The sequence below is a fragment of the Thorsellia kenyensis genome (assembly GCF_042432445.1).
Taxonomy (GTDB): Bacteria; Pseudomonadota; Gammaproteobacteria; order Enterobacterales; family Thorselliaceae; genus Thorsellia; species Thorsellia kenyensis.
On record NZ_JBHLXE010000024.1, the window covers coordinates 401 to 25,016 of the forward strand.

The window sequence follows — 24,616 nt, forward strand, 5'->3', positions numbered from 1 at the left end:
AAATGTTTGGGTTATAGAACGCCCTATGAAGTATTCGAAGAACTAACAGGCATAACCAGAGAAAAAATTATCGTGGGGTATGCACTTATGTCTTGAATTCACCTTGACTTTATTTTGTATTTTAATAATTAATGAGTTAACTTAATTTTGCAACCAGCTCAACTCTAACTGCTTATATCTAACTGCTTATATTGCCTTACTCCCAACACCGCTAATAAAAGAATATTCAGAGTGAAAATAACGTAAACTCTAGCTCGCATATAAAATACAAATTATCTTAAATAAAAAGGTCTACATGAATAGTCAAATTGCCGTAATGTATGGGTTCTTCATCTACATCCCCCCAATCAACAGCATAAGTGCAATAACTGGATTATCAATGGTACCTATTTAAAAACTTTAATACTTCTAAAAAAAATGTAAAATTTGTTGGGCAAACCCATCAAAGTGATAAAGTAAATACTTTAGGTGCTTAATGCTTTCACATTTTCATGGTACTTTTTTATATTATTAACTGCTATCTAGATTAACTTCAGTTTACGCAATTAATTCCCTAAAGCAAAGAATAATATACTTTTAAGGACATAATTCATTATTAAGGATAACATCATGACAATAAAAAATTTTAAAATGCCTGGCTTAGCTTGGCAAATATTTATAGGTATGCTACTTGGAATCATTACAGGCTGGATTTTTAGAGAAAATCCTCACTTATCAACTGTACTTACTCCAATAGGTGACATTTTTCTCCGACTGATAAAAATGATTATTATCCCAATTGTTGTGACTAGTATTGTGGTTGCAATTGCAAATAGTGGAGACGCTAAAGCACTCGGTAAATTAGGTGGTAAAACCTTACTTTATTTTGAAATAATTACTACTTTAGCAATTATTATAGGTATTTTATCTGCTAATATTTTTCAACCAGGTGCAGGCATTGACTTTAGCCAATTAACTCAAAACGATATTACTAAATATGTCAAAACAGCCACTAGCCAAGAGCAAATGAGCCTTATGGATACGATAGTCCATATCGTGCCAACCAACCCTTTTGCTGCAATAGCCAATGGAGACATGCTCGCTATCATATTCTTCTCTGTCGTTTTTGGTTTGGGGTTATCGGCAGCAAAAGAAAGCGGTAAGCCTGTGATCAATATCCTAAAAGGTTCAGCTGATACCATGTTTATCATTACCCATCAAATAATGAGACTAGCCCCTATTGGTGTCTTTGCTCTTATAGGAATGACAGTAGCAAATTATGGTCTCGCATCTTTAATCCCTTTAGGTAAATTAGTTTTAGTTATTTACGGCACTATGTTCTTTTTTGTCTTTGTGATACTAGGATCTGTAGCAAAAATTTTTAACTATAGAATTATGGACTTAATCAAATTGCTCAAAGACGAAATTATTCTGGCCTTTTCAACAGCAAGCTCTGAAGCTGTTATGCCAAGACTAATGAGTAAGGTTGAATCTATTGGTGTACCTAAGCATATCTCCTCATTTGTCATTCCTACAGGATATTCCTTCAATTTAGATGGTTCAACACTTTATCAAGCGATTGCAGCTATATTTATTACTCAAATGTATGGCATCGATTTTCCCATTATTGAACAGATATCTCTTGTATTAGTCCTCATGATTACGTCAAAAGGTATAGCTGGGGTTCCTGGTGTATCGATAGTCGTCTTAGTCACTACTCTTGGTGTAAAAGGTTTACCTGTTGAAGGAATCGCTTATATCGTTGGTATTGATCGTATTCTTGATATGGGCAGGACTGCTGTTAATGTCATTGGTAATGGTCTAGCTGCAATTATTATTGCAAAATGGCAAGGTGAATTTAAAAAAAATACTGCTTAGCTAATTAATAATTTGTATTTATATTAAGTATTTGCCTATTTTTGGAATTATTTTAAATTTGAAAGTAGGCAAATAATAAAATTCAGATTCATTGAAAATGATTATTAATCTATTGCATACAACGGATTAATAAGTTTAAGTTTCTTTTAAGCCTCTATTTAAGTATGTGAACCACATCACTCATTTTAGATGCAATATGATAAAAAAGCTAAAAACAGAAAGGTTCCGTTTTTAGCTTGCTAAATAAAAAATTGACTAAACAAAACTTAATTAAACAAAGTAATCAAAACAAGTGAACCTTTAATTACAAGTACATTTAAAAAATCCACCAAAAAAGCACCCACAAGTGGCACAATGAAAAATGCTATGTGTGAAGGTCCATAAATTTTAGTGACTGCCTGCATATTAGCTATCGCCGTTGGAGTGGCACCTAAGCCAAATCCACAATGACCCCCTGCTAATACCGCGGCATCATAGTTTTTACCCATTATTCTAAAGGTTATAAACACAGCATATAACGCCATTAATAAACCTTGAGCGGCAAGAATAATAAGTACAGGTAAAGCTAAATCTAGAATTTCCCATAACCTTAAACGCATAACCGCCATCGCAAGGAAAAAAGATAAGCTAACATTTCCTATTATTGATACTGATTTTTCAATCACATTATAAATACGAGTAACCGATAAAACATTTCTTAATAAAACACCCATAAGCATAATCGCAACAAATGCTGGTAATTTAAAATATGGCGTGATTAAACTGCTGATATAAGAGCCTATAGACAAGCAAATTGCAATTAATATAATAGATTCTGTAAATGAACGCGTTGATACATCACGCGGATCTTGAGGATTCTCAAATCCACTAGGTGGCAATTCATCATCGGGTACTCCATCTGGTGTAGTTGTTTTTTTAACCAAATATCTTGCTACTGGTCCCCCTATTATCCCCCCCATCACCAAACCAAAAGTCGCACAAGCAATAGCGATTTCTTTTGCGCCTGTTATATTATAATCATTACTAAACACATCGCCCCAGGAATTAGCTGTTGCATGGCCTCCAGATAGAGTAATTGAAGCGGCTAGGAGTCCTACATGCGGATCTAGGCCAAACAAACTGGCAAGGGATATTCCCAATAAGTTTTGTAAAATTAACAAACCTAAAATAGCAACCACAAATATGCCTAGTTTACTACCACCTGTCGCTAACTTGCGTAAATCGGCATTTAATCCAACCGTTGCAAAAAACATAAACATTAAAGCGTTTTGCAATGTATCAATATTAAATTGAATATCTACATTAGCAGTGGTTCTTAGAAGCGTAATTAAAAAAGCCACAACTAATCCACCTGCAACAGCTTCAGGAATTGAATAACGATTCAAAAAACCAATTTTTTTTACACATTTACGTCCAAGAATCAAGACAAATCCAGCTGCAACTAGTCCCGTATAATTATCCACGGAAATGAGCGTTAAATCAGAAGGCATTTTTGAGCTCCTTTATAATCAAAATAATTCTGAATATTTTAAAGTGTGTCATCATTATAACAAATCTTTACGGAATTTGATTTTTATATGTTATGTATTATGTAAATAGCTATCAGAATTAACATATTCTCTTCATAAAAGTAAAAATGCTATAAGCATACAGTGCTCTTTAGAATACAAAGTTTCTTAATAAATAATACAAAATTATTTATATGACTAGAGCTTAAATAGAAACTTTAACTCTTTTAAATTACGCAAACTATAATCGAACAAACCACTGTTGTGTCTTTTCCCCTTATTAGAACTGTTACACTTATTCTTTTTTAGTTTCATCAGGATTTTTTTGTCCTGGTTTCTTATAATATTTTTTAGTATCTATCTTATTTAATTCAACAAGATGATTAATAAACACTCCAATAAGAAAGATAATTATTAACCACCAATATTTTTCCAAAAATTCCATGAGCTATCCCAAAATATTTTTCATAATTGAAGTGTAAATTTTACTTAACGTAGTTAAATCACTTAAAGAAACACATTCATCAACTTTGTGAATGGTTGAATTTAAAGGGCCAATCTCTACAACTTGCGTTCCCATCGTCGCAATAAAACGGCCATCTGAAGTTCCACCAGAGGTTTCGAGCTGTGGAGTCAAACCGACATGCTCAGTGACTGCATTAGAAACGGCCTCAACAAGTTGGTCATCAGTTGTTAGGAAAGGTAAACCTGATAAACGCCATTCAATATTATATTTTAATCCTTGAGAATCGAGTATTTCCTTTACTCTAAACTGAATACCATCAACGCTCAGTTCGGTACTGAATCTAAAATTAAACTGTACCTGTAGTTCTCCAGGGATAACATTTGGGCTACCCGTTCCTGCATGGATATTAGCTATTTGCATTGTTGTAGGAGGGAAAAAAGCGTTCCCTTCATCCCATACTTCATTCACTAATTTTTCCAGTGCTTCGAGGGATTGATGCACTGGATTAACAGCCAAGTGAGGATAAGCTACATGTCCTTGAACACCATGAATAGTCAAATAGGCACTAAGAGAACCTCTACGTCCATTTTTGACTACATCACCTATACGTTCTCTACTAGAAGGTTCACCCACAACACAGTACTCTATGGATTCATTTCTTTTTTTTAATACTTCGACAATTCGCTGTGTTCCATCAATAGCTTTGTCCTCTTCATCAGAGGTGATCAGAAAAGCTAAACGTCCCTTTTTAAAATAGCCTTTTTGAATAAACTGTTCAACGCCTAAAATCATAGAAGCTAGCGATCCTTTCATATCCGCAGCTCCACGACCATACAAGTAATCATTCACAACAGTTGGAATAAACGGAGGAAAGGTCCAGTCGGACTCTTGCCCTGCAGGAACCACATCCGTATGCCCACAAAACAACAAAGTAGGTCCTTTGATGGGAGCATCAAGTGTAGCCCAAAAATTTTGGACATCGGCAAATGGCATTTTTTCAATACTAAAGCCTAATGCTTTTAACCTATCAATCAATATTTCTTGACACCCTAAATCTAATGGACTAATAGAAGGTTTTTCAATGAGTTGAGACAATAGCTGCGTGATATTTTGTTTTATTGGTATATCTTCTAACATTTAGGGTAACCTTAGTGATAAAAATGGATTTTAATAGACTAGAGCAATGAATTAGCATTCTTTAAAAATGTTCGTTAACAAATTTAAGATATTTATTTGCACAAAATCCTTGTACAAAAGAGACTGAATTCTCTTGGATATGACTTTTTGGTTTATTTAACAAAAGAATAGGTAGTACAAATCCACTACTCTCTTGAGTCTGGATGCTTTGCTGTATATTTTTTTCAGCATCAGAGTGCTTATGCAGGGCAGAAACTAAGTGCCCTGCTAGTTCTTCAAATGAATAAGGAGTGGGCAACTGTTCAACTAAATTATCCAAGTTTATTTTTGAACGGTCAAAAAAATCATACTCTATTTTTTGCAAATCGAGCCAAACCTTAGCCTTTAATGTTAAAGTACAGTTAGCTTGCCCTATTAGAAACAACTTATTTTTTTTCATGTTAAAGTATCCTCCTTGATGTATTGATATAATTACTTATAGTAATGATATCATTACTACTGATTCAAAAATCATCTATAACTATACTATTTAGTCATAACTATAAGCTAAAGGGTTTTAATTCTATTTAGTACTACTTCATGGTGATCTGATGTCTTAAACTTATCAAAACATTCTATAATTGTACCCTCTTCATCAATTAGAAAACTGATACGATGGATGCCATCAAACACTTTGCCCATAAACTTTTTCTCTCCCCACACACCAAAAGCTTCTGTGATCTTATGATCTGGGTCAGATAATAAAGTAAAATTTAAATTATCACGAACAATAAATTTAGCAAGTCTATCAGGGGTATCTATACTTATTCCAATGACATCAACGCCATTAGCGATAAAATCAGCTAAATTATCACGAAGATGGCTCGCTTGAACAGTACAACCAGGTGTCATTGCTTTAGGATAAAAATATATTAAAACTTTTTTACCACGCAGATCAGTCAGCTTAACTAATTCATTGTTTTGATTTAGCGCTTCAAAATTTGGTGCTTTATCGCCTGGCTTAAGGGGGGATATAGACATAACAACACTCCTAAAAAATAAAAAGAGATAAAATTCAAACTACCGAGTAATACATTAATTAGCCTGCTCCCAAAAAATGGAGTAGATTCTTGTCATCATAACCAAAAAAAGGCTAGTTTATGGTTAATTTTGAAGTTACATATTCATAATACATGACTTTTAGCAATAATAAAAACAAATGCACTTAATTTTATGTTGTACAATAAACAATCAACCCCCCTATATATCTAATTCGTGTAAACGTATTTACGCTGTATAATTAAAAATATCTTTTTCTTTCTTAATCCCTTGAATATCCTTTAAGTAATATGGTTTAATACAAAGTAGTGTAACCCTATTTAATCCTTATAGCTAAGATTCGCTCATTTAAGTTAAAACACCTAACCAATCAAATGCGTGCTTTCACCCACTAATAGCGATAAGCTTAAATACTTTCACACAGAACAATCAAAATTTATGGTTTCTTAACAGGTACTTTTATGGAGGTCTTATGTCAAACACAAAACTTTTTACTGGTAGTATTGTTGCATTAATCACACCGATGGATGACAAAGGTGAAGTTAACCACAAGTGCCTTAAAAACCTTATTGAATATCATATTGCAAGTGGAACAAAGGGATTAGTTATTGCTGGAACTAGTGGTGAATCTGCCACGTTAAACCATAAAGAAAATATTGATATTGTACTTGAATCTATTGATATCGCTGAAGGAAGAATTCCTATTATTGCTGGGACAGGCTCTAATTCAACGGCAGAAGCGATTTCATTGACTAAAGGACTTAAAGACAGTCAAGTGTCAGGTTGCCTGACTGTTACCCCTTATTATAATAAACCACCACAAGAAGGCTTATTTCAACATTTTAAAGCGATAGCTGACTCAACGGACATTCCTCAGATCTTATATAATGTTCCAGGCAGAACAGTTTGTGATATGTTAACCGAGACAGTTGCTCGCTTGAGTGAAATCAAAAATATTGTCAGTATTAAAGATGCAACAGGTAATCTTGCCAGAATTTCAGAATTAAAGCGCGCCATTACTCGCCCTGATTTTTCTTTTTTATCTGGAGATGATCCTACTGGTATCGATTTTATCAAATTAGGAGGAGATGGTACTATCTCCGTTACTGCAAATATTGCAGCTGCACAGATGAGTAAAATGTATGATCTTGCATTAAAAGGTGATTTCGAAGAAGCTTATAAAATTAATGACATACTAATGCCTTTACATAAAAATCTTTTTGTCGAAGCTAACCCTATTCCAGTAAAATGGGCTGCCAAAGCACTTAATTTAATTGATAATGATTTCCTAAGATTACCATTAGTGCGTTTATCAGCTCATGGTGAAGAAATCGTCAGTAATGCATTAAAACAAGCCAAAATATTATAATTTTTATTGATTAAAAGAAATATGGTATTATGGTATTTTAATACCCTATTTCTTATTAACCACAGGACATCAATTGCTACAATGAACAATTTTAAAAAATCTGCTTTATTCTTGTCTATAGGCGTCAGTTTGGTGGCAATAATAGGCTGTTCAAAAGACACAAGTTTCACAAAAAAGGTTAAGGGTACAGATGATTATCTATATGTTTCTAATCCTACAATGATCAATATCCCTGAATCAATGGTACTTCCAGCTTCAAATGCTGAATATGAGATTGCTTTACCAGGTAAAGAGGGCTCCTTAGGTGAAGAAGTTGACATAACTCCGCCTTCATTAGGATTAACAAGTACTGATGTACAAATTGAGTCCGAATTAGTGCAAGAAAGTATATCTGATGAACTATATGCATCTGTAATTAATGCGATTAACGCCAAAGATGAAACTAGTTCACCAATCGTATTATTTGACGCTAATTTTGAGCAAGTCTGGCAAGCGCTCCTAACAAATTTACCTAGAGCTGGTTTTGAAATTATTGAACAGAACAAATCAACAGGCTTAATCAAAGCCGAATACAGTAGTTTATCAAATGACGAATTAACTGCTTTTGGTATGATAAGATTTAATTTACCTGAAGGAGTTTATAATATTCAATTAGGTGATTTAAAAGACAAAACCTCAGCTCAACTAAGAAATGAAGACAATGTATATCTGAGAGAAGATCTCAATAAAGATTTATCAAGAATTTTTGACCAAATCATAAAATAATCTAAAACGGCTTTATCTCACCTAAAGCCTTTTTTTTGTTAACTATCAAAATAGAGAATCCTTATTATGCAAAAAATCAAAGAGCTTTATCGAGGAAAAGCAAAAACGGTTTTCACAACTGAAAACCCTAACTTATTAATATTAGAGTTTAGAAATGACACCTCTGCTTTAGATGGTGAACGTATAGAACAATTTGACCGCAAAGGAATGATAAATAATAAGTTTAATCATTTTATAATGACTAAATTAGCAGATGCAGGTATTCCGACTCAGCTTGAAAAATTATTGAGTGATACAGAATGTTTAGTGAAAAGATTAGATATGGTACCTGTTGAATGTGTTATAAGAAACCGTGCGGCTGGTTCATTAGTTAGACGCATTGGTGTTGAAGAAGGTATTGAACTTTCACCACCATTATTTGACATGTTTCTTAAAAATGATGCGCTGCACGATCCTATGGTGAATGAATCTTATTGTGAAACCTTTGGCTGGGTGAGTAAAGAGCATTTAGCAACGATGAAATCACTAACATACCAAGTTAATAATGTATTAAGTAAATTATTCTTAGATGCAGGATTGATACTAGTTGATTTTAAATTAGAATTTGGTATTTTTGATGGTAAGGTGTATCTAGGTGATGAATTCTCTCCTGATGGTTGTCGCCTATGGGATGTTAACACCCTAGAAAAAATGGATAAAGATCGTTTTAGACAATCACTAGGTGGAGTAATTGAAGCTTATGAAGAAGTAGCCAAAAGACTAGGTGTTTCTTTATGATAAGCTTCATACGATAAAGAAAGTTTAGGGGTAACCCTTATAAATAAATCCATCTATCACTTAGGCAGATGGATTTATTTTAGCAAATTAGTTAGCTTCCAATCTCATGGATTCTAGCTTATATCTGAGGCTTTTGATTATTTTGCCAAATAGACATCACTGAATCAATTATCGCTTTAGAGGCACTACGTGTAACTCTTTCAGCCATTCTTTTTTTCATTACATATTTTATTTTTAACACTTTATGATCTTGATATAATTTTCCAAGATAATCATCACTTGTTGCAATTTCATCTACTAAGCCTTTCTCTAGCGCTTGGATACCATACCAATGTTCACCTGTAGCAACACTTTCAATATCAAGAGAAGGTCTTTTTTCTATGACAAAGCGTTTAAAAAGCTCATGTGTTTCATTTAATTCTTGCCTAAATTTCTCTCTACCCTCTTCTGTATTTTCCCCAAACAAAGTAAGAGTTCGTTTATAAGCGCCAGCAGTATGTAACTCGACATCAATCTCATTTTTCTTAAGGAATCTATTAAAATTAGGTACTTGTGCAACGACACCTATAGAGCCTAAAATAGCGAATGGAGCTGCAATAATTTTATCTGCTACGCATGCCATCATATAGCCTCCTGATGCTGCAACTTTATCAACACAGGCAACCAAATTAATATTTGCATTTTTAATTCGAGCAAGTTGAGAAGCAGCTAAGCCATAACCATGTACTACCCCACCAGGACTAGTTAATCTGATAATGACAGTATCTTGACTTTTTGCCACACTAAGAATTGCTGTGATTTCTTCTCTCAAGGAACTCACTTCACCAGCGTCCATGCTGCCATCGAAATCAATCACAAATATACGTTTATGATTGTTATCGTCAATAGCAGTTTTAGACTCAGAAGTAACTGTCGACTGATCTGATTCTAATTTTTTTTGAGATTCTTTAGATTTAGACTGTTCATTACTAACCGAAGTAGCATCAGTAGAAATCAAATGGGGAAGTTCAGCCCCCTCTTTGTGTTCTTGTTTAGCTGCAATTTTTTCTTTTTTACGTTTGATTCTTTCTTCTTGTTTTTGCTTTTTCTGCCACATTTTTTGCTCAGCAGGGTTCATAAGTGCCCCTTGCATCATTTGTACCGTTTCTTCATGTTTTTCTGAAAGCGAAATGACTTGAATTTCTCCTTTTTGTCCTTGAGATTTGTGGCGCATTCCAACAATTAATATAAGAATGACTGCAATTGCAGCAACAATTGTGATTGTTTGGGCTAAAAAAACCCCGTATTGAACTAAATATTCCATATTCCCTCATTAAAAAAATTAAAGCGTTAAATGAGTCATTCAACGCTTTATTAGTTAAAACACAATAAGAGGCTTAGTATAGCCTTTTTAATGCAGGTTTTAAATTTGTTTTAAAATATTTGCCATTTCAATAGCACATACAGCAGCTTCCCAACCCTTATTACCAGCTTTTGTTCCAGCTCTTTCAATTGCTTGTTCAATAGAATCAGTTGTAAGAACACCAAAAATAACAGGGATTTCTGTCTGCATAGCAACTTGCGCTACCCCTTTTGCTGCCTCGTTACAAACATAGTCAAAATGCGGAGTAGATCCTCTAATCACAGCCCCTAACGTGATGATAGCATCATAATTTCCACTTGCTGCCATTTTTTTTGCAACAAGCGGGATTTCAAAAGCACCAGGAACAAAACTGATCGTTACATCTGAAGCATTGACTCCATGACGTACTAAGGCATCCTTAGCGCCATCTAAAAGTCTCATAGTGATAAAATCATTGAAACGCCCTACGACTATCCCTATTTTTAAGTTTTGTCCAACTAAATGACCTTCTTTAATATTAAATGAATTTGTATGTGACATGTGAATCTCCTTGTGTTTAAGTATGTAAATAGTGAATTACTGTATCTTAAAAATCTACTTTTTTTATTAATATTCAAAGCATAAATATACCCAATGGAAATGAAGATGCAGGATTTGCTAATGCTCAATGAATGGGCGTTAGAATAATGCTTGACCTGTAACTTACAATAACTTTAGTATAATCATGATGCTACCAGTTACAATAAAACCTTATTCTGCTTAGTAAAACTGCATAAATAAAGTCTATGAATCTATTCTTTATCTAATAAATGAGACATTTTTTCTTTTTTTGTCTGCATATAAGAAATATTTTCTTCAGCCTGCCCCACTATTAACGGGACTCTTTCAATAACTTCTATACCAAATTTAGCCAAAGCATGGATTTTATCTGGATTGTTGGTTATGAGTTTTATTTTACTGATCCCTAAATCTTTGAGCATGAAAGCTGATAATTCGTATCGCCTTAAATCTGCTGCAAAACCTAGCTGATGATTCGCTTCCACCGTATCGGCACCGCACTCTTGTAATTCATAAGCTTTTAATTTATTCAAAAGACCTATACCTCTTCCCTCTTGGCGCATATAAAGAATAATGCCACCTTCTTTAGCAATCATAGCTTTAGCATGATTTAACTGTGGACCGCAATCACAACGTAAAGATCCAAATACATCACCAGTTAAACATTCTGAATGAATTCGAACTAGAGGGATGTCAAATTTTTCTACATCACCAGAGATCAATGCAACATGTTCCTGATTATCAATTGCATTTTTATATCCATATAAATCAAAATGATGAGTTTCTGGCTCTCCAACATGCGCAGTTTTATTAATTGCTGAAGGAAGTTTAATTTTGGCTTCTCTCTTAATGAGAGACGAATCAAAGATCTGTCTGTATTGTACCAACTGTTCTATTGATAACATAACAAGATTATGTTGACGCGCTATTTTAATGAGGTCATCTCTTCTTGCCATCTCACCATCGTCTTTGAGTATCTCACATATTACAGCAGCCGGAGAAGACTGAGCCATCATTGCTAAATCGACAGCGGCTTCCGTATGACCTCGTCTAATCAATACCCCCCCTTTTTTGGCAATTAGAGGAAAAATATGACCTGGTCTCCTGAAATCAATACCTTTGGACTGAGGGGATGCTATTTTGTTTATAGTAAGTGCCCTTTCAAAAGCAGATATTCCTGTAGTGGTCTCTTCATGATCAACACTGACTGTAAATGCTGTTCCATGAGGATCTTCATTATTTTGAACCATCATAGGCAAGTTTAAGCGTTGAGCTGTCTCTTCATTTATTGCAACACAAACCAGTCCTCTGGCCTCTGTGACAAGAAAATTCATACTCTCAGGTGTCATTCCTTGGGCTAAATAGATAAAGTCCCCCTCATTCTCTCTATCATCATCATCGGTTACGATAATGGGTTTTCCACTTTTAAGTGCATCAATTGCACTATGAACAAGTTGCTTTAATTCTTCTATTCTCTTTTGTTCTATTTGATTGATTTCATTTAATGGTAATGGCATGTCTTAATTCCTCTATTAAAAGGTTCCTATTTTTTTGAATTCATTTAAAACCATATTTAGTCAGTGTTTCTAATGTGACCCCTGTATTTTTTTGGGTAGGTTGTTCACTATTAAGACTCTGCCTGAGTAATTTTTCTGTATATTTAGCTAAAATATCAAACTCTAAGTTTATTTCATCACCTATTTTCTTTTCAGTTAAAGTGGTTTTGTCTGATGAATGGGGGATTAAAGATAAGCTAAAACGGTTATTACTAACATTAAAGACTGTTAAGCTGATCCCGTCCACTGTAATTGCTCCTTTAGGAACCAAATACTTAGCATAATAAGCATCCATAGCAATTTCTATAAAAATAGCATTCGCATCAGGTTTTATTGAAGCTATTGTTCCCGTTGAATCAACATGTCCTGTGACAAAGTGTCCCCCTAGTCGACTGTTTGCAGCCAGTGCTCTTTCTAAATTGACACGTTCATTGATCTTAAGAGACTTAATAGTGGTTGATTTTTGTGTTTGTGGCATTACATCCACTACAAATGAATGTTCTGTATATTCAGTAACAGTTAAGCATATGCCATTGATTGCAATACTATCGCCTAACTTAACCTCTTCTAATACTGTTTTCGCTGCAATAGCCAGCTTAAATTGCTTGCCATCAAAATTTATCCCTTTAACTATTCCGATTTCTTCGATGAGTCCGGTGAACATATTTTTCTTTCCTCTTTAAACTTGCTCTTTTAGACTTTTATGTGGATTAGACTCTTTGTCCATTTTTCTCATGATAATTCTCAAATCGTTACCTAATATGTCACATTTAATTAATTGAAAAGAATCTATTTTATTTATTGGCAGAGTTTTAGTATTGAGGTATATACTTTGATCACCACCAAATACTCTTGGGCTCTGATAAGCAACCCATTCATCTATCAATTCAGCGTCTAATAACGCAGTAATTAACTTAGGTCCGGCTTCAACCATAATAGTCATTAAGCCAGCCTGTAGTGTCCATTTTAATAGCGTGGGTAAATCAATAAATTCAACCACTTCACAACCAAATGCTTGCAAAGATTGCGCTTTTGACTCAGTATAATGGCCAAATAAAATAGTGCGTTGAGTTTTCGCTGTCTGAACTAACTGTGAATCTTCAGAAATATGACCTTGCCTATCTATCACAATACGTGCAGGCTGTCGGGTTTCAATATCAAGTCTTGCGTTGAGCATGGGATTATCCGCACTCACCGTTCCAATTGCGGTTAGAATACCATCAACACTGGCTCTTAGTTGATGGACATCTTCCCTCGCTTCAATGCCTGTGACCCATTTACTCTCTTGGGTTATTAAAGCGAGCTTTCCATCTAAACTACTTGCTGATTTTAAAATTAGGTAAGATCTTTGATTTTTTTGAGTCAGAAAAAAAGCGTGCAGCAATTCATTGGCCTCTTGCTGGCAAAGACCGATGTGAACCTCAATTCCTGCTTTTTTAAGGCGTTCGATACCACGACCAGACACCTTAGGATTAGCATCTTGTGTAGCGATGAAAACTTGTTTTATACCTGCATTGATAACCGCATCAGCACAAGGCCCAGTAAGGCCTTGATGAGAACAAGGTTCAAGCGTCACATAAAGAGTAGAGCCATGTACATTACTCCCTGCCATATTAATTGCATGGATTTCTGCATGGGCTTCTCCTTGTTTTAAATGGGTACCTATTCCAATTAAGCGACTATTTTTGACTAAAACAGCACCAACACAGGGATTACTGCCTGTTTGACCTTGGGCATATGAGGCGAGAACAATCGCTAAGCTCATCCAATCGCTATGTTTTTTTGCATGATATTTTTTTAAATGAACAGGTAACAGATGACAAGAACTTTCATTTAAGCCTTCATAGCTAAGATGCATTCTTTTTTTCGAATTTAGGGAATAACTTGACAAAATTTCACCTCAAACACACATAATTTAACTATTAAAAAATTACATTTGAGGAAGAAAGGAAATAAAAACGCTAAGAACACTGTGATTTATAACTCTGTAAAAGCCCTAAGCATAAAATGCAATAACATTAACGATTAAATCGTCAGATTGCAGACAAATCAAAAAATCAGTTTATGCTTTAGAGGTAATATTTAATTAACTATTTAATTGACAGTAAATTATTAATCAATGAGACTAAATCCAAACAAAATCAAAAAGTTTAAGGTAATTAATTTATTCAACTCAAACAATAGATCATGAACGATTTTTGACAATTAATTAAGCTATAAAAATATGACCAAAATTTACATCCCTGTCACAGTAATCTATGTGTGTTTTCTAATCTTTCTCCCATCCAGACTTTAACTGTCGGTGCCAGATTTGCACTGGCTCCACCGTTATCAAACCGCAATAACGGGTCACGGACTAAGGCATAAGCCATCACCGCCGGTAGGGAATTGCACCCTGCCCCGAAAGATCACATTAAAAGTTTTATTAATTTACGTAAAAATTATGCTTTTGTAAAGCCCTCTTTATTGATCTTTTCATTAATAAGGTGCTTATCAATTTTTTTGTAAGGAATTCCCTTCTGGCACCCGTGTTGCTTTTTCTGTAATAAATTGATTGTCAATTCATTATGATCGAGTATTTCGTTACTCAATGCCTGCAACTTTTAAAGTAGTTAAAGTAAAAAAAACATCTCAGCATCCTTTACAAGTATTGTCGAAATCTTAACGATTACCACTAGATACAATCTGCTAATATTCTATTTTTACTATTAAAATAACTTCCTGAAATCAAATCAACAATTTAATAATTAACATGATGAATAATATTAAAACTTTTTATAAAAATTTATTTTTAACTGTACTTATCACTTTGCTGCACCCTGCTTATGCAGTTCAACAAAATGGATATTCTGACGTGACAATTCCTATTGTTGGTAACGCTCCTTATATTGGATCACTTGGAGTTTTAGCCGAGTATCGAAAGGATATTTTTGATGAAAACTTTGAGCCTGCCTATGTTGAAGGAACTTATATTTATATTCCAATTACTGAATGCCATTCTCACGAAACTGGAGATTCTTTTTTCCAGCAAAAGGATTCAGATGATGATGCGTGTTTAATAGATCCTAATGAGCTTACATGGTATATCGTTGAACCTAAAAACACCTCTTGGAATGAAGTCAATCGTTGGGATGAATTAATACATACTGTCATCGATAATGAACGTTTTAACAATACGATCTTACCACCTAATGAAAAATCCCTGTTTCCTTCATTAAAAATACCTAAAGAAGCCGTTGGAAAACGAATAGGGCTTAGCTATAAGCCTAAAACTCTAGAAGGTAATCCAATTGAAGGTCCGATGATCTATCTATGGGACTTAAATCATTTTTTTGCACAAACACCTATTACAACACCTGAAAATAATCAAAAAATTAATGAGGGAAGTAAAATCGGCCTTAATCCTAGTTTTATCGGTGAAGAAGTTATTCCTCTGATAGAAGTACCTAAAATCGAAAATTTATTTTTATCCGGTCGATTTGGTATTGATGAACAAATTGAAGCCAAGTATGATTTTATCGCTAATACATCGGAGGAATATACTGAAATTAGCCGGTTTTGGTGGGGAGAATTGGGTTCAACTCATGCACAAGCGACAATCGACAACGACAAATGGATGAACTCAGCACTATCGCCTAAACTTACTGAATCAAATATTGGCAACATATATGAAGTATCAATCCTACCAATAAAAAAAGAAAAAGGATTGATTGCTATAGGATCCCCTGTAACAGTTGATACCACTCATTCTGCAAACACATTGATTCTTGCACCTAATATAGAAAATGCTAAAATATTTTATGCTTCAACGCAGAGTACAGTCCCTCCAATCTATACTGCAAAAATAGGCGATAAAATTATCATAAAATATGATTTTATTAGCAAAAGTGAAAACTTGAATGATTCATCAACCTATTCATGGATCAATAAGACCAGTGGAACAGAACTTTCAAAGGGAAAAGTCAGTGAAGAACAACCTGATGTAGAATATGTCATTAGTGAAAATGACATAGGTCAGGTTTTACAAGCTATTATTCAGCCAACTGACTCCTCAGATTTAAAAGGTATCTCAACAAAAATTGATATACCTGCTTCATTGAATTATCCATCAGTGAGTGATTTACGCTTTGTGAATACGCCAAGTTTTACACAAAATGTCAATGCTGTTTATACATTTAATAATTATGGTGTAGAGGAGATTAAAGATAATTCCTCTTTTAACTGGTATTATATTGATGAAAATGGAGACAAAAAGGAACTGTCTTCAGGAAATATTATCGAAAGTGGCATCGTACCTGCTTTGTCTACTCCGTCAATGGAACTTATTGGGAAAACACTTGGATTAGAAATAGTGCCAAATGATCAATTTGAACGTCGCAATAAAGGTTTTTCTGTACAAAATAGATTGCCTTCCATTGATAAAATCACAATTTTTGATGGCGAAACCATCAATTTGAGTGATTTAGTTCCTATTAAGTTAGAAAGTTTTGCTCATTTTTCAAATGATGAAGTGATACAAGTTACCCAATATGGTACATGGAAAATTGATAATCCTCGTATTGAAATTGTAGATGGTAATACTATGAGAGCGCAAGAAGATTCAATCGGCGAAGAAGCGCAACTTACCTTTAAATATAACGGAATAGAAACAACATCGAGAGTTGTAGTTGTAAAATCTAAACTCTCGGATATTACGGGCACAGAAAGTGAATTTAAAACAATAATATCAGCAGAAACCTACCCAATTATAAAAATTTATGGTAGTGCGATTTGGGATGGAATTAGAGATCCAGACAATAATCAAGTAATTGCAGGAGGTCCTGGCGGTAAATTAGGTGGAGATGTAACATTAAATAATTCAAATACTTTTAATTTTGATGATAATATTACTTCAATAAGTGGATTGAGTATCAAAGGAACCCCTTACTTTAAAGAAGGTTTCTTAATTAAGGACCTTGTATGGAATGTAGTAGAAAATGGTCAAACCAAACAAAAATATTTTAAAGGAAATCAAATAGTAAGCAATTTAGAAACTAGACTTAAATCAATCGAAATAGAAAGCAAGGTATTCGGTTGGATAGTTTATTCCTCTGGGACAGTAGGAAAAGATGGTACCTATATACAAGGATTAAGAATAGTTTATTATTAAAAAGTAAACTTTTACATAGAAGCCCTTTGACAAGTTCGTTTCCACTTTCAAAGGGCTAGATAACTATCGTTACTGAATAAAACTGCGCTGCTATACAGAAATTAGTTTATGCTATTGAAGCAGATATTTCTTCAATGCATTATTGATGGGCGGTAAGTAATGCCAAAATCTGCATATTGATTTACGTTGTGAATATGCAAGTATACACAGTGTAGTTTAGATTTATCTATTCAGGGTTTTACCATGATATAAGATCATAGCTCAAGATGAATTCTTGCTCTAAATTAAGAGAGTTGAACTACTTCATTTCAAATGCTAATATGAGATGAATATATTATTAAATCAAGATAGCTTATGTAGCATAAGGAGTTGAGAACTGCTTTTATTCTCTTTGATGGATAAAAGGTGCTATCCTAAATAAGTTACACTTATATTCTCAAAAAAATTATGAAAATATTCATTACAGGTACAAGCTCTGGTTTTGGCAAAGCAATAGCAACTAAGTTTGTAAAAGAAGGACATTTAGTCGTAGGAACTGCGCGACGTTCAAATAAATTACTTGAGTTAAAAAATGACCTCGGCGATAACTTTCACCCCATTACACTTGACGTTACTGATTCAATTAAAACAAAAGAAGTCATTGAACGTTGTCTCATTGAGTTTGGTTTTTTTGACATTGTCATTAATAACGCAGGTCTTTCTCTTGGCACAGAAAAAGCCCAAGATGCTATTTTAGAAGAGTGGCATACAGCAATTGACACGAACATAAAAGGTGTTGTTAATGTTACTCATGCTTTTTTACCTTCTTTGATAAGCAATAAAAACGGGTTAATAATTAATATGGGTTCTACAGCAGCATTATATCCTTATGCTGGGGGAAATGTTTATGGCGGAACCAAAGCTTTTTTAAAACAGTTTTCGATGAACCTTCGTGTAGACTTACATGGTACAGGTGTTCGGGTCACAGATATTGAACCAGGGCTTGTAGGTGGTACTGAATTTTCAATCATTCGGATGAAAGGCGACGAAAATAAAGCAAAAGCCCTATATGAGAAAACTAACCCTCTGATGCCAGATGATATAAGTGAGACTGTATATTGGATTGCAACGCTACCTAAACATGTAAACATTAATGCAATAGAAATGATGCCTGTGTCGCAATCCCCTGCTGGACTACAAGTTTACAGTGATCCCAACCAAAGAAAATAACAATTCATTCTTTGTTAATGGCGTATAAAAAATAAATCACGTGTCGGTGACTAAACAATAAAAAAGGATGATTAATGAAATACAGTGTAATAGCACTTGATCTAGACGGAACACTACTAAATGACAATAAAGTCATATCCAGAGTCTCTTTAGATATACTCTCTCAAGCCCAAAAAAAAGGCCTAACTGTCATTATTGCGACCGGGCGTCATCACATTACTATGATTGACTACCACCGACAATTAAGATTAACAACTGATGCAATATGCTGTAACGGCGTCTATCAATACGATATTCTGAATTCCTCAGTAGTAGCTAGCACCCCTGTTTCCCATGCCGATGTTGAAAGGATGGTTCATCTAGGTAAACAACATCAAATTCCTTTTTACCTCTATGTTGACAATGTTATGTTGTACAGTAATAAAGAGGCTCACGCAAAAAGAGTTGCTGGCTGGGATTCAGCACATGATGAACGACTCAATAAGGTATTTAAATGGTATCCCAATTTTTTAACTGCCTATGAATCTTACAATAAGTTGTGGAAATTTTCTGTTGCATGGGACGATATTAGTGCACTTAAAAACTTCGTTGCAGCTGTGGAATCTGAAGCTAAGCTACAATGCTTATGGTCTTGGGAAAATCAAGTAGATATTGCATTGCCTGGAACAGGTAAAGGACCAAGATTAAAAGAGTATGTGGAATCTTTGGGTAAAACAATGAACGATGTAATTGCTTTTGGCGATAATTTTAATGATGTTTCAATGCTTGAAATGGCAGGTTTAGGGGTTGCCATGGGTAACCATGCCAAAGGTGTAGAAGCATTTGCTGATTTAATTATTGGGGATAATAATTCAGACAGTATCGCTGAAACGATCAGAAACTATTGTTTTTAAAAATGATTACCTTGTGGCTATCTTATTTAAAGTAAGATAGCCTTTTCACAACAAATATGATTTAGGTACGAGAAAACATAAGTGAAGAGTTTAAACCTTCTTAAAATAGGCTTAATGAAAGCCTCTGTAAGGAAGGTGTTTGATTGGTCAATAAATATGTTCATTCTTTACATTGTTTATTAATTGATATAGTGTGGCATTAAGCTGATCCATAAAATCATGATATCGTCTGTTTTTTTCACTAATTTTTGATAATTCTAATTCCCAATGGGCAGTCATATCTGGTTTTACTGCGATATCAGGTAAAGATCTAATCAGTAGTTTCCCTTTCTCAGTCGCGTGGATATTTCTTCCTTTTTTGATGAGATACTCTCTTTTGAAAAGTAATTCTATAATACCTGCTCGAGTCGCTTCAGTTCCTAGTCCATCAGTTTCCCTCAAGACTTTTTTTAAGGATTTATCTTGCACAAATCTAGCTATATTAGTCATCGCTGAAAGCAAAGTCGCATCAGTAAAAGGTCTTGGCGGTTGAGTTTTTTTTATCATTAATATACCCTTTAAACAAAACAGTTTCTGACCTTTTTTAAGTTTCGGCAAAGTATGCCCTAATTCTTCCTGAGCTGAAATTTTACTGTTTTTATCTAACATTACACCATATCCAATCTCTTTTAAAAATCTTGACTTGGCAATGAATTTCCCCCCTGCTATCTCTAATTCAATTTGGCATTGTCTGTACACCGCTGGAGGAAGAAATTGAATAAGATAATATCTGGCAATTAAGTCATACAAATTTGATTCAATACTTGATAAATGGACATTACCTTTTTTAGCAGTTGGGATAATAGCATGATGGGCATCCACTTTTTTATCATCAAATGCTCTATTTGCCTTAGTTAAATTTGCATTACTAGGTAGTTCATTGATTCGGCTATGCATAAAAATTGCCGCCATCACATCTTCTTTTTGCAAAAAATGCTCCTCTGGTAAATAGCGACAGTCTGAACGAGGATATGTAATCAAATTATGTTTTTCATATAATTGCTGACATCCATCTAATACTTGCTGTGCACTGTAACCAAATTTTTTAGCCGCCTCAATTTGTAAACTTGAGAGAGAGAATGGTAAAGGAGCTATTTCTTTTTCATCTTTATCAGTGTAGTTTGTTACAAGTGCATATTGCTTTTCAATACGCTTGATAACATGCAAAGCTAACGCTTCATTTAATAATCGCCCTTCTTCATCTTGATAATTTTGACATGCTTCACTGGGTTGCCATAGTGCTTCAAACAAAAACGCTTCTGAATTTTGAAGGCTTGCACTTTCATTGTCAAAAATTTGTGCTTTTACTTCAAAATAGTCCTTAGGCTGAAAGTGCTCAATTTCATTATCTCTATTGACGACTAAACCCAGCAGAGGGGTTTGCACTCTACCTACAGAAATCGTGCTTTGCTGGCTACTAAAATTGCTTTTTTTTAGTAGTAGCGTATAAGCTCTTGACATATTTATTCCATATAACCAATCGGCTCTTGCTCTAGCTAACGCAGAGGTTGATAATGGAATAAAATCTGTATTAGAACGCATTTTATCCAGTGCCTTTTTTATGGCTGATGGATTTAAATCATTTATTAGACATCTTAATATGTTTTTTTTCTTGTCACTTTCTAATTGAAAGTAACCAAAAACTTCATCAACAAGCAATTGCCCCTCTCTATCAGGATCTCCGGCATGAATGATTTGTTCTGCTTTTCCTAACAATTGTTTGATGACCATTAATTGCTTTTCAGTTTCAGGTTTAGGCAGTAATATCCATTTTTCAGGTACAATCGGTAAATCTACCAATTGCCATTTTTTAAATTTCGAATTATATACTTCAGGATTCGCTTGCATCAATAAATGGCCTATGCACCACGTTACCACATCACCATTCGATGCTCGAATAAAACCATTTTCTCTTTTTAATGGGCCTGGAAGGACCCCTGCTATCGCTTTTGCAAGACTTGGCTTTTCTGCAATAAATAGACGCATTTATTTCTTAATTCCTTTTATATTTATGTTTTTTAATACGATTTTTTTATTGATATTGTTCATACTGCAAATGTTTTTATTCCCTCAGTTTCTGTACTCTGTACTTTCTTTCACTATATTTTTATTCTTCTGCAATTAAACCCATAAAATTAAACTTAAGCAATAAATTCTTAAAGTTTATTCAATTCTTCTCACTATGACTTACTTAATTAGTTGCAGTAGCCCTAAAACCTTTCTATTCTAACATTTTCACAACAAATTTGCTTTTTTTGCAAAAAAGACTTTAATTTTTAATCGTTTCATTCATAATGCCTGAGCAGATTTATTGTTTCCTATTCATAAATTATCTTTTGTACGAGATTATCTTTATGAAGCAATAAAATGTGTGATGAGATCATCTCATCAATCTAATAATTTATGACTAAGGTGATAATAACATACTGTATGAGGCTTCTTCAGGAAGCATAACATTAATCTTTTTTGGGGGGTTACAGGTCATGCTGCAACTATTCCGTTTTGATAACAAAACTGTTTTATCTCATTTATTTTCTACCTCTTGTGTGCGTAGGCTAGAGTCTTCTAATAGACCGTTAAGCTCATTTAATATCCGATTTAAAAAAAAGCTTAAACCTATAAGCACTAAATTCATAGCCCTATCCTTGTTTTCTTGCTCTGCGCTAATTAGTCAAACCGCTTTCGCTGAAGACTCACCTAGAGTTCTTAAGATTTATAATTGGTCTGATTATATTGCTCCTAATACACTGGCTAATTTTGAAAAAGAAACAGGGATCAAAGTAACTTATGATGTTTATGATTCCAATGAATTATTAGAAAGTAAACTTATGGCTGGAAATACTGGATTTGATTTAGTTGTACCTACATCAAATTTTATCGCTAAACAGATTGACATTGGTATTTATCAACCTCTTGATAAAAATAAACTGGTCAATCTTGATAAATTAGATCCTAATATGATGGCATTGCTTGCTAAAGATGACCCCGATAATACTTATGCTATGCCCTATATGTGGGCTGCTTCAGGTATTGGATATAACGTTACAAAGCTAAATGAGATATTCAAAGAAGGGATCCCTGATGGTTGGTCTTTAATCTTTGATGAGGCAAATGCTTCAAAACTTCAAACTTGTGGTATTACTTGGCTTAATGCCCCTGAAGATATGTTTTCTATGGCTTTGACGTATTTAGGTCTCGATCCGAATAGTGAAAATCCTGATGACTATAAAAAAGCTGCTGAAATGCTTGCTAAAGTAAGACCTTATGTAAAATATATCCATTCTTCTAGTTACATAAGCGATTTAGCTAATGGTGATGTATGTGTTTCAGTTGGCTATGGGGGGGACTTATATCAATCGATATCGCGTGCTAAAGAAGCCAATCGTGGAGTAGAACTCAATTACTTTATTCCCAAAGAAGGTACTCTAGGTGCATTTGATGCCTTAGTGATTCCTAAAGATGCACAAAATGTTGATGAGGCTTATGAGTTCTTAAACTATCTTCAAAAACCTGAAGTGATTGCTGAGATAAGCGATTATGTTTTTTATGCTAATGCCAATCTTGATGCTAAACCTTTAATGAATCAAGAAATCGTCAATAATCCAAACATCTATCCACCTAAAGAAATCTTAGAAAAGATCTACTCACTTTCTGTAAAATCGCCAAAAACAGAAAGGACGTTAACACGACTATGGACAGATGTGATCACAACTAAGTAGTTTTTTGACTCCAAATTAATTTTTTAATTTGGAGTCACTAATTTTATCAATTCAATACATAATCTATTATATAAAATATTGACTCACATAAGGAGATTCACTCATGCTTCTTTTGAAAAATCACGCATTAAAAATTCTATTTACTTTATATATTATAGCATTTATGTCCTCTGTGCATGCAGAAGAGAGAGTGCTAAATATTTATAATTGGTCTGACTTCATTGCACCTGATACGATTAAAAATTTCGAAAAAGAGACCGGAATCAAAGTTAACTATGACATGTTTGATTCAAACGAAATATTAGAAAGCAAACTCATGGCGGGGAATAGCGGATTTGATTTAGTTATACCGACATCAAATTTTATCGCTCGACAAATTGATATAGGTATCTATCAACCCCTGGATAGATCAAAAATTCCTAATTGGCATAATTTTGATGAACAACTATTAACACTGGTTGCAAAGCACGACCCTGAAAATAAGTATGCTTTTCCTTATCTATGGTCTACTACTGGCCTTGGATATAATACAGAAAAGGTAAAAGCTATCTTTGGCGAAGAGGTGAAATTAGATAGTTGGGATATGGTTTTTAATGTAGAAAATGCAAAAAAACTCAGCCAATGTGGTTTGGTATGGGTGAATGATCCCACTGAAATTTTCGCAACTGCACTTCATTATCTAGGACATGACCCAAATACAACAGATGAAAAATTATACAGAGAGGCCGCAAAATTGCTCTCTGATGTTAGACCATATGTTAAATATATTAATTCTTCCTCTGTTATCTCTGATTTAGCAAATGGAGATGTGTGTGCAGTCATAGGGTGGGGTGGCGATGTAATGCAAGCAGCTCAAAGAGCTGAAGAAGCTAAAAATGGAAACATCATAGATTACTTTATTCCTCAAGAAGGTGCAGTTATTTTTTTTGATGTATTTGCAATCCCTTCTGATGCAAAAAATGTTAATGAAGCCCATGAATTTTTAAACTATCTGGCTAAGCCGGAAGTCATCGGGGACATTGCTAATTTTGTATTCTATGGAAACCCGAATAAAAATGCATCACCTTATTTATCTGACGATTTACTTTCTCATCAAGGAATCACCCCACCAGAAGACGTTAAGAGTAGACTATTTGCACTGACCGTCCAAGAACCTAAGTTAGAAAGAACACTTACACGGTTATGGACTGAAATTTTAACAGCTAAATAGTCATAAAATATAGGATAAGACGTT

At 34.1% G+C, this 24,616-nt stretch carries 20 protein-coding genes, 1 pseudogene and 1 riboswitch; of the genes and pseudogenes, 9 read left to right on the plus strand and 12 right to left on the minus strand.

Annotated elements, in window-relative coordinates:
- Window positions 1–615 precede the first annotated feature (615 nt).
- Window positions 616–1,857 (plus strand): cation:dicarboxylate symporter family transporter, encoded by a 1,242-nt coding sequence (locus ACFFIT_RS02085; protein ID WP_385876061.1) that lies wholly within the window; start codon window positions 616–618, stop codon window positions 1,855–1,857.
- Between the two features lie 266 nt (window positions 1,858–2,123).
- Here the strand turns inward: ACFFIT_RS02085 and gltS are convergent, their stop codons facing one another.
- The 5 genes from gltS to bcp form a co-directional block, all read right to left on the minus strand.
- Entirely contained in the window at window positions 2,124–3,347 is a 1,224-nt protein-coding gene (gene gltS / locus ACFFIT_RS02090) for a sodium/glutamate symporter (protein ID WP_385875935.1), read from the minus strand.
- Window positions 3,348–3,660: 313 nt separating this feature from the next.
- Complete coding sequence (locus ACFFIT_RS02095; protein WP_385875937.1) at window positions 3,661–3,810, minus strand: hypothetical protein; 150 nt, start codon at window positions 3,808–3,810, stop codon at window positions 3,661–3,663.
- 3 nt (window positions 3,811–3,813) lie between these two features.
- A complete protein-coding gene (dapE, locus tag ACFFIT_RS02100) occupies window positions 3,814–4,968 on the minus strand; it encodes a succinyl-diaminopimelate desuccinylase (protein ID WP_385875939.1) in 1,155 nt (384 codons plus the stop codon).
- Window positions 4,969–5,029: 61 nt separating this feature from the next.
- Window positions 5,030–5,407, minus strand: coding sequence for a hypothetical protein (locus ACFFIT_RS02105; protein ID WP_385875941.1), 378 nt, complete (start codon window positions 5,405–5,407; stop codon window positions 5,030–5,032).
- A gap of 107 nt (window positions 5,408–5,514) precedes the next feature.
- Window positions 5,515–5,982: a thioredoxin-dependent thiol peroxidase gene (gene bcp / locus ACFFIT_RS02110; RefSeq protein ID WP_385876062.1), complete on the minus strand. Its 468-nt coding sequence runs from the start codon at window positions 5,980–5,982 to the stop codon at window positions 5,515–5,517.
- 496 nt (window positions 5,983–6,478) lie between these two features.
- Here bcp and dapA point away from each other — a divergent pair, with 496 nt between their 5' ends.
- The 3 genes from dapA (at window position 6,479) to purC (ending at window position 8,917) form a co-directional block, all read left to right on the plus strand.
- Window positions 6,479–7,375 carry a 4-hydroxy-tetrahydrodipicolinate synthase gene (gene dapA / locus ACFFIT_RS02115; protein ID WP_385875943.1) on the plus strand — a complete coding sequence of 299 codons (897 nt, stop codon included), beginning with the start codon at window positions 6,479–6,481 and terminating at the stop codon, window positions 7,373–7,375.
- Window positions 7,376–7,456: 81 nt separating this feature from the next.
- Window positions 7,457–8,140 (plus strand): NlpB/DapX family lipoprotein, encoded by a 684-nt coding sequence (bamC, locus tag ACFFIT_RS02120; RefSeq protein ID WP_385875944.1) that lies wholly within the window; start codon window positions 7,457–7,459, stop codon window positions 8,138–8,140.
- A 66-nt stretch (window positions 8,141–8,206) separates the two neighbouring features.
- The gene (purC, locus tag ACFFIT_RS02125) at window positions 8,207–8,917 is read left to right on the plus strand and encodes a phosphoribosylaminoimidazolesuccinocarboxamide synthase (protein WP_385875945.1); all 711 of its coding nucleotides are present in this window, start codon (window positions 8,207–8,209) and stop codon (window positions 8,915–8,917) included.
- A gap of 118 nt (window positions 8,918–9,035) precedes the next feature.
- On the opposite strand, the gene sohB is transcribed toward purC, so the two are convergent.
- The 6 genes and pseudogenes from sohB to ribD all read right to left on the minus strand — a co-directional run bounded on the left by sohB (window position 9,036) and on the right by ribD (window position 14,264).
- The gene (sohB, locus tag ACFFIT_RS02130; RefSeq protein ID WP_385875946.1) at window positions 9,036–10,220 is read right to left on the minus strand and encodes a protease SohB; all 1,185 of its coding nucleotides are present in this window, start codon (window positions 10,218–10,220) and stop codon (window positions 9,036–9,038) included.
- A 99-nt stretch (window positions 10,221–10,319) separates the two neighbouring features.
- Entirely contained in the window at window positions 10,320–10,799 is a 480-nt protein-coding gene (ribH, locus tag ACFFIT_RS02135; protein ID WP_385875948.1) for a 6,7-dimethyl-8-ribityllumazine synthase, read from the minus strand.
- A gap of 251 nt (window positions 10,800–11,050) precedes the next feature.
- Window positions 11,051–11,722: a GTP cyclohydrolase II gene (gene ribA / locus ACFFIT_RS02140; RefSeq protein ID WP_385876063.1), complete on the minus strand. Its 672-nt coding sequence runs from the start codon at window positions 11,720–11,722 to the stop codon at window positions 11,051–11,053.
- Window positions 11,702–12,334 (minus strand): annotated as a pseudogene (gene ribB, locus ACFFIT_RS02145) (3,4-dihydroxy-2-butanone-4-phosphate synthase); the annotation flags it as partial. The pseudogene ribB and the gene ribA, both read right to left, overlap by 21 nt.
- Before the next feature lie 40 nt (window positions 12,335–12,374).
- Window positions 12,375–13,037: a riboflavin synthase gene (gene ribE, locus ACFFIT_RS02150; protein WP_385875950.1), complete on the minus strand. Its 663-nt coding sequence runs from the start codon at window positions 13,035–13,037 to the stop codon at window positions 12,375–12,377.
- Between the two features lie 15 nt (window positions 13,038–13,052).
- Window positions 13,053–14,264, minus strand: coding sequence for a bifunctional diaminohydroxyphosphoribosylaminopyrimidine deaminase/5-amino-6-(5-phosphoribosylamino)uracil reductase RibD (gene ribD, locus ACFFIT_RS02155; protein WP_385875952.1), 1,212 nt, complete (start codon window positions 14,262–14,264; stop codon window positions 13,053–13,055).
- 378 nt (window positions 14,265–14,642) lie between these two features.
- Window positions 14,643–14,785: riboswitch (FMN riboswitch) on the minus strand.
- A gap of 343 nt (window positions 14,786–15,128) precedes the next feature.
- Between ribD and ACFFIT_RS02160 the strand changes: the two genes are divergently transcribed.
- The 3 genes from ACFFIT_RS02160 to ACFFIT_RS02170 all read left to right on the plus strand — a co-directional run bounded on the left by ACFFIT_RS02160 (window position 15,129) and on the right by ACFFIT_RS02170 (window position 19,624).
- Entirely contained in the window at window positions 15,129–17,522 is a 2,394-nt protein-coding gene (locus ACFFIT_RS02160; RefSeq protein ID WP_385875954.1) for a hypothetical protein, read from the plus strand.
- A gap of 447 nt (window positions 17,523–17,969) precedes the next feature.
- Window positions 17,970–18,731, plus strand: a complete 762-nt coding sequence (locus ACFFIT_RS02165; RefSeq protein ID WP_385875956.1) for an SDR family NAD(P)-dependent oxidoreductase — start codon at window positions 17,970–17,972, stop codon at window positions 18,729–18,731.
- Window positions 18,732–18,805: 74 nt separating this feature from the next.
- Complete coding sequence (locus ACFFIT_RS02170) at window positions 18,806–19,624, plus strand: pyridoxal phosphatase (RefSeq protein ID WP_385875958.1); 819 nt, start codon at window positions 18,806–18,808, stop codon at window positions 19,622–19,624.
- Window positions 19,625–19,771: 147 nt separating this feature from the next.
- On the opposite strand, the gene ACFFIT_RS02175 is transcribed toward ACFFIT_RS02170, so the two are convergent.
- Window positions 19,772–21,649 carry a DNA topoisomerase III gene (locus ACFFIT_RS02175; RefSeq protein ID WP_385875960.1) on the minus strand — a complete coding sequence of 626 codons (1,878 nt, stop codon included), beginning with the start codon at window positions 21,647–21,649 and terminating at the stop codon, window positions 19,772–19,774.
- A 497-nt stretch (window positions 21,650–22,146) separates the two neighbouring features.
- Between ACFFIT_RS02175 and ACFFIT_RS02180 the strand changes: the two genes are divergently transcribed.
- Both ACFFIT_RS02180 and ACFFIT_RS02185 read left to right on the plus strand, forming a co-directional pair.
- Window positions 22,147–23,382, plus strand: a complete 1,236-nt coding sequence (locus tag ACFFIT_RS02180) for a polyamine ABC transporter substrate-binding protein (protein WP_385875962.1) — start codon at window positions 22,147–22,149, stop codon at window positions 23,380–23,382.
- Window positions 23,383–23,485: 103 nt separating this feature from the next.
- Window positions 23,486–24,592 carry an extracellular solute-binding protein gene (locus ACFFIT_RS02185; RefSeq protein WP_385875964.1) on the plus strand — a complete coding sequence of 369 codons (1,107 nt, stop codon included), beginning with the start codon at window positions 23,486–23,488 and terminating at the stop codon, window positions 24,590–24,592.
- The last annotated feature ends 24 nt before the right edge of the window (window positions 24,593–24,616 follow it).

Bases quoted from the DNA above. Each gene is read 5' to 3' on its own strand.
- gltS (WP_385875935.1), bottom strand. From the start codon at position 3,347: ATGCCTTCTGATTTAACGCTCATTTCCGTGGATAATTATACGGGACTA.
- bamC (WP_385875944.1), top strand. From the start codon at position 7,457: ATGAACAATTTTAAAAAATCTGCTTTATTCTTGTCTATAGGCGTCAGT.
- purC (WP_385875945.1), top strand. From the start codon at position 8,207: ATGCAAAAAATCAAAGAGCTTTATCGAGGAAAAGCAAAAACGGTTTTC.
- ribE (WP_385875950.1), bottom strand. From the start codon at position 13,037: ATGTTCACCGGACTCATCGAAGAAATCGGAATAGTTAAAGGGATAAAT.
- ACFFIT_RS02180 (WP_385875962.1), top strand. From the start codon at position 22,147: ATGCTGCAACTATTCCGTTTTGATAACAAAACTGTTTTATCTCATTTA.
- ACFFIT_RS02185 (WP_385875964.1), top strand. From the start codon at position 23,486: ATGCTTCTTTTGAAAAATCACGCATTAAAAATTCTATTTACTTTATAT.
- ACFFIT_RS02105 (WP_385875941.1), bottom strand. From the start codon at position 5,407: ATGAAAAAAAATAAGTTGTTTCTAATAGGGCAAGCTAACTGTACTTTA.
- sohB (WP_385875946.1), bottom strand. From the start codon at position 10,220: ATGGAATATTTAGTTCAATACGGGGTTTTTTTAGCCCAAACAATCACA.
- ribA (WP_385876063.1), bottom strand. From the start codon at position 11,722: ATGTTATCAATAGAACAGTTGGTACAATACAGACAGATCTTTGATTCG.
- ACFFIT_RS02160 (WP_385875954.1), top strand. From the start codon at position 15,129: ATGAATAATATTAAAACTTTTTATAAAAATTTATTTTTAACTGTACTT.
- dapE (WP_385875939.1), bottom strand. From the start codon at position 4,968: ATGTTAGAAGATATACCAATAAAACAAAATATCACGCAGCTATTGTCT.
- ACFFIT_RS02095 (WP_385875937.1), bottom strand. From the start codon at position 3,810: ATGGAATTTTTGGAAAAATATTGGTGGTTAATAATTATCTTTCTTATT.
- dapA (WP_385875943.1), top strand. From the start codon at position 6,479: ATGTCAAACACAAAACTTTTTACTGGTAGTATTGTTGCATTAATCACA.
- ribH (WP_385875948.1), bottom strand. From the start codon at position 10,799: ATGTCACATACAAATTCATTTAATATTAAAGAAGGTCATTTAGTTGGA.
- ACFFIT_RS02175 (WP_385875960.1), bottom strand. From the start codon at position 21,649: ATGCGTCTATTTATTGCAGAAAAGCCAAGTCTTGCAAAAGCGATAGCA.
- ACFFIT_RS02170 (WP_385875958.1), top strand. From the start codon at position 18,806: ATGAAATACAGTGTAATAGCACTTGATCTAGACGGAACACTACTAAAT.
- ACFFIT_RS02165 (WP_385875956.1), top strand. From the start codon at position 17,970: ATGAAAATATTCATTACAGGTACAAGCTCTGGTTTTGGCAAAGCAATA.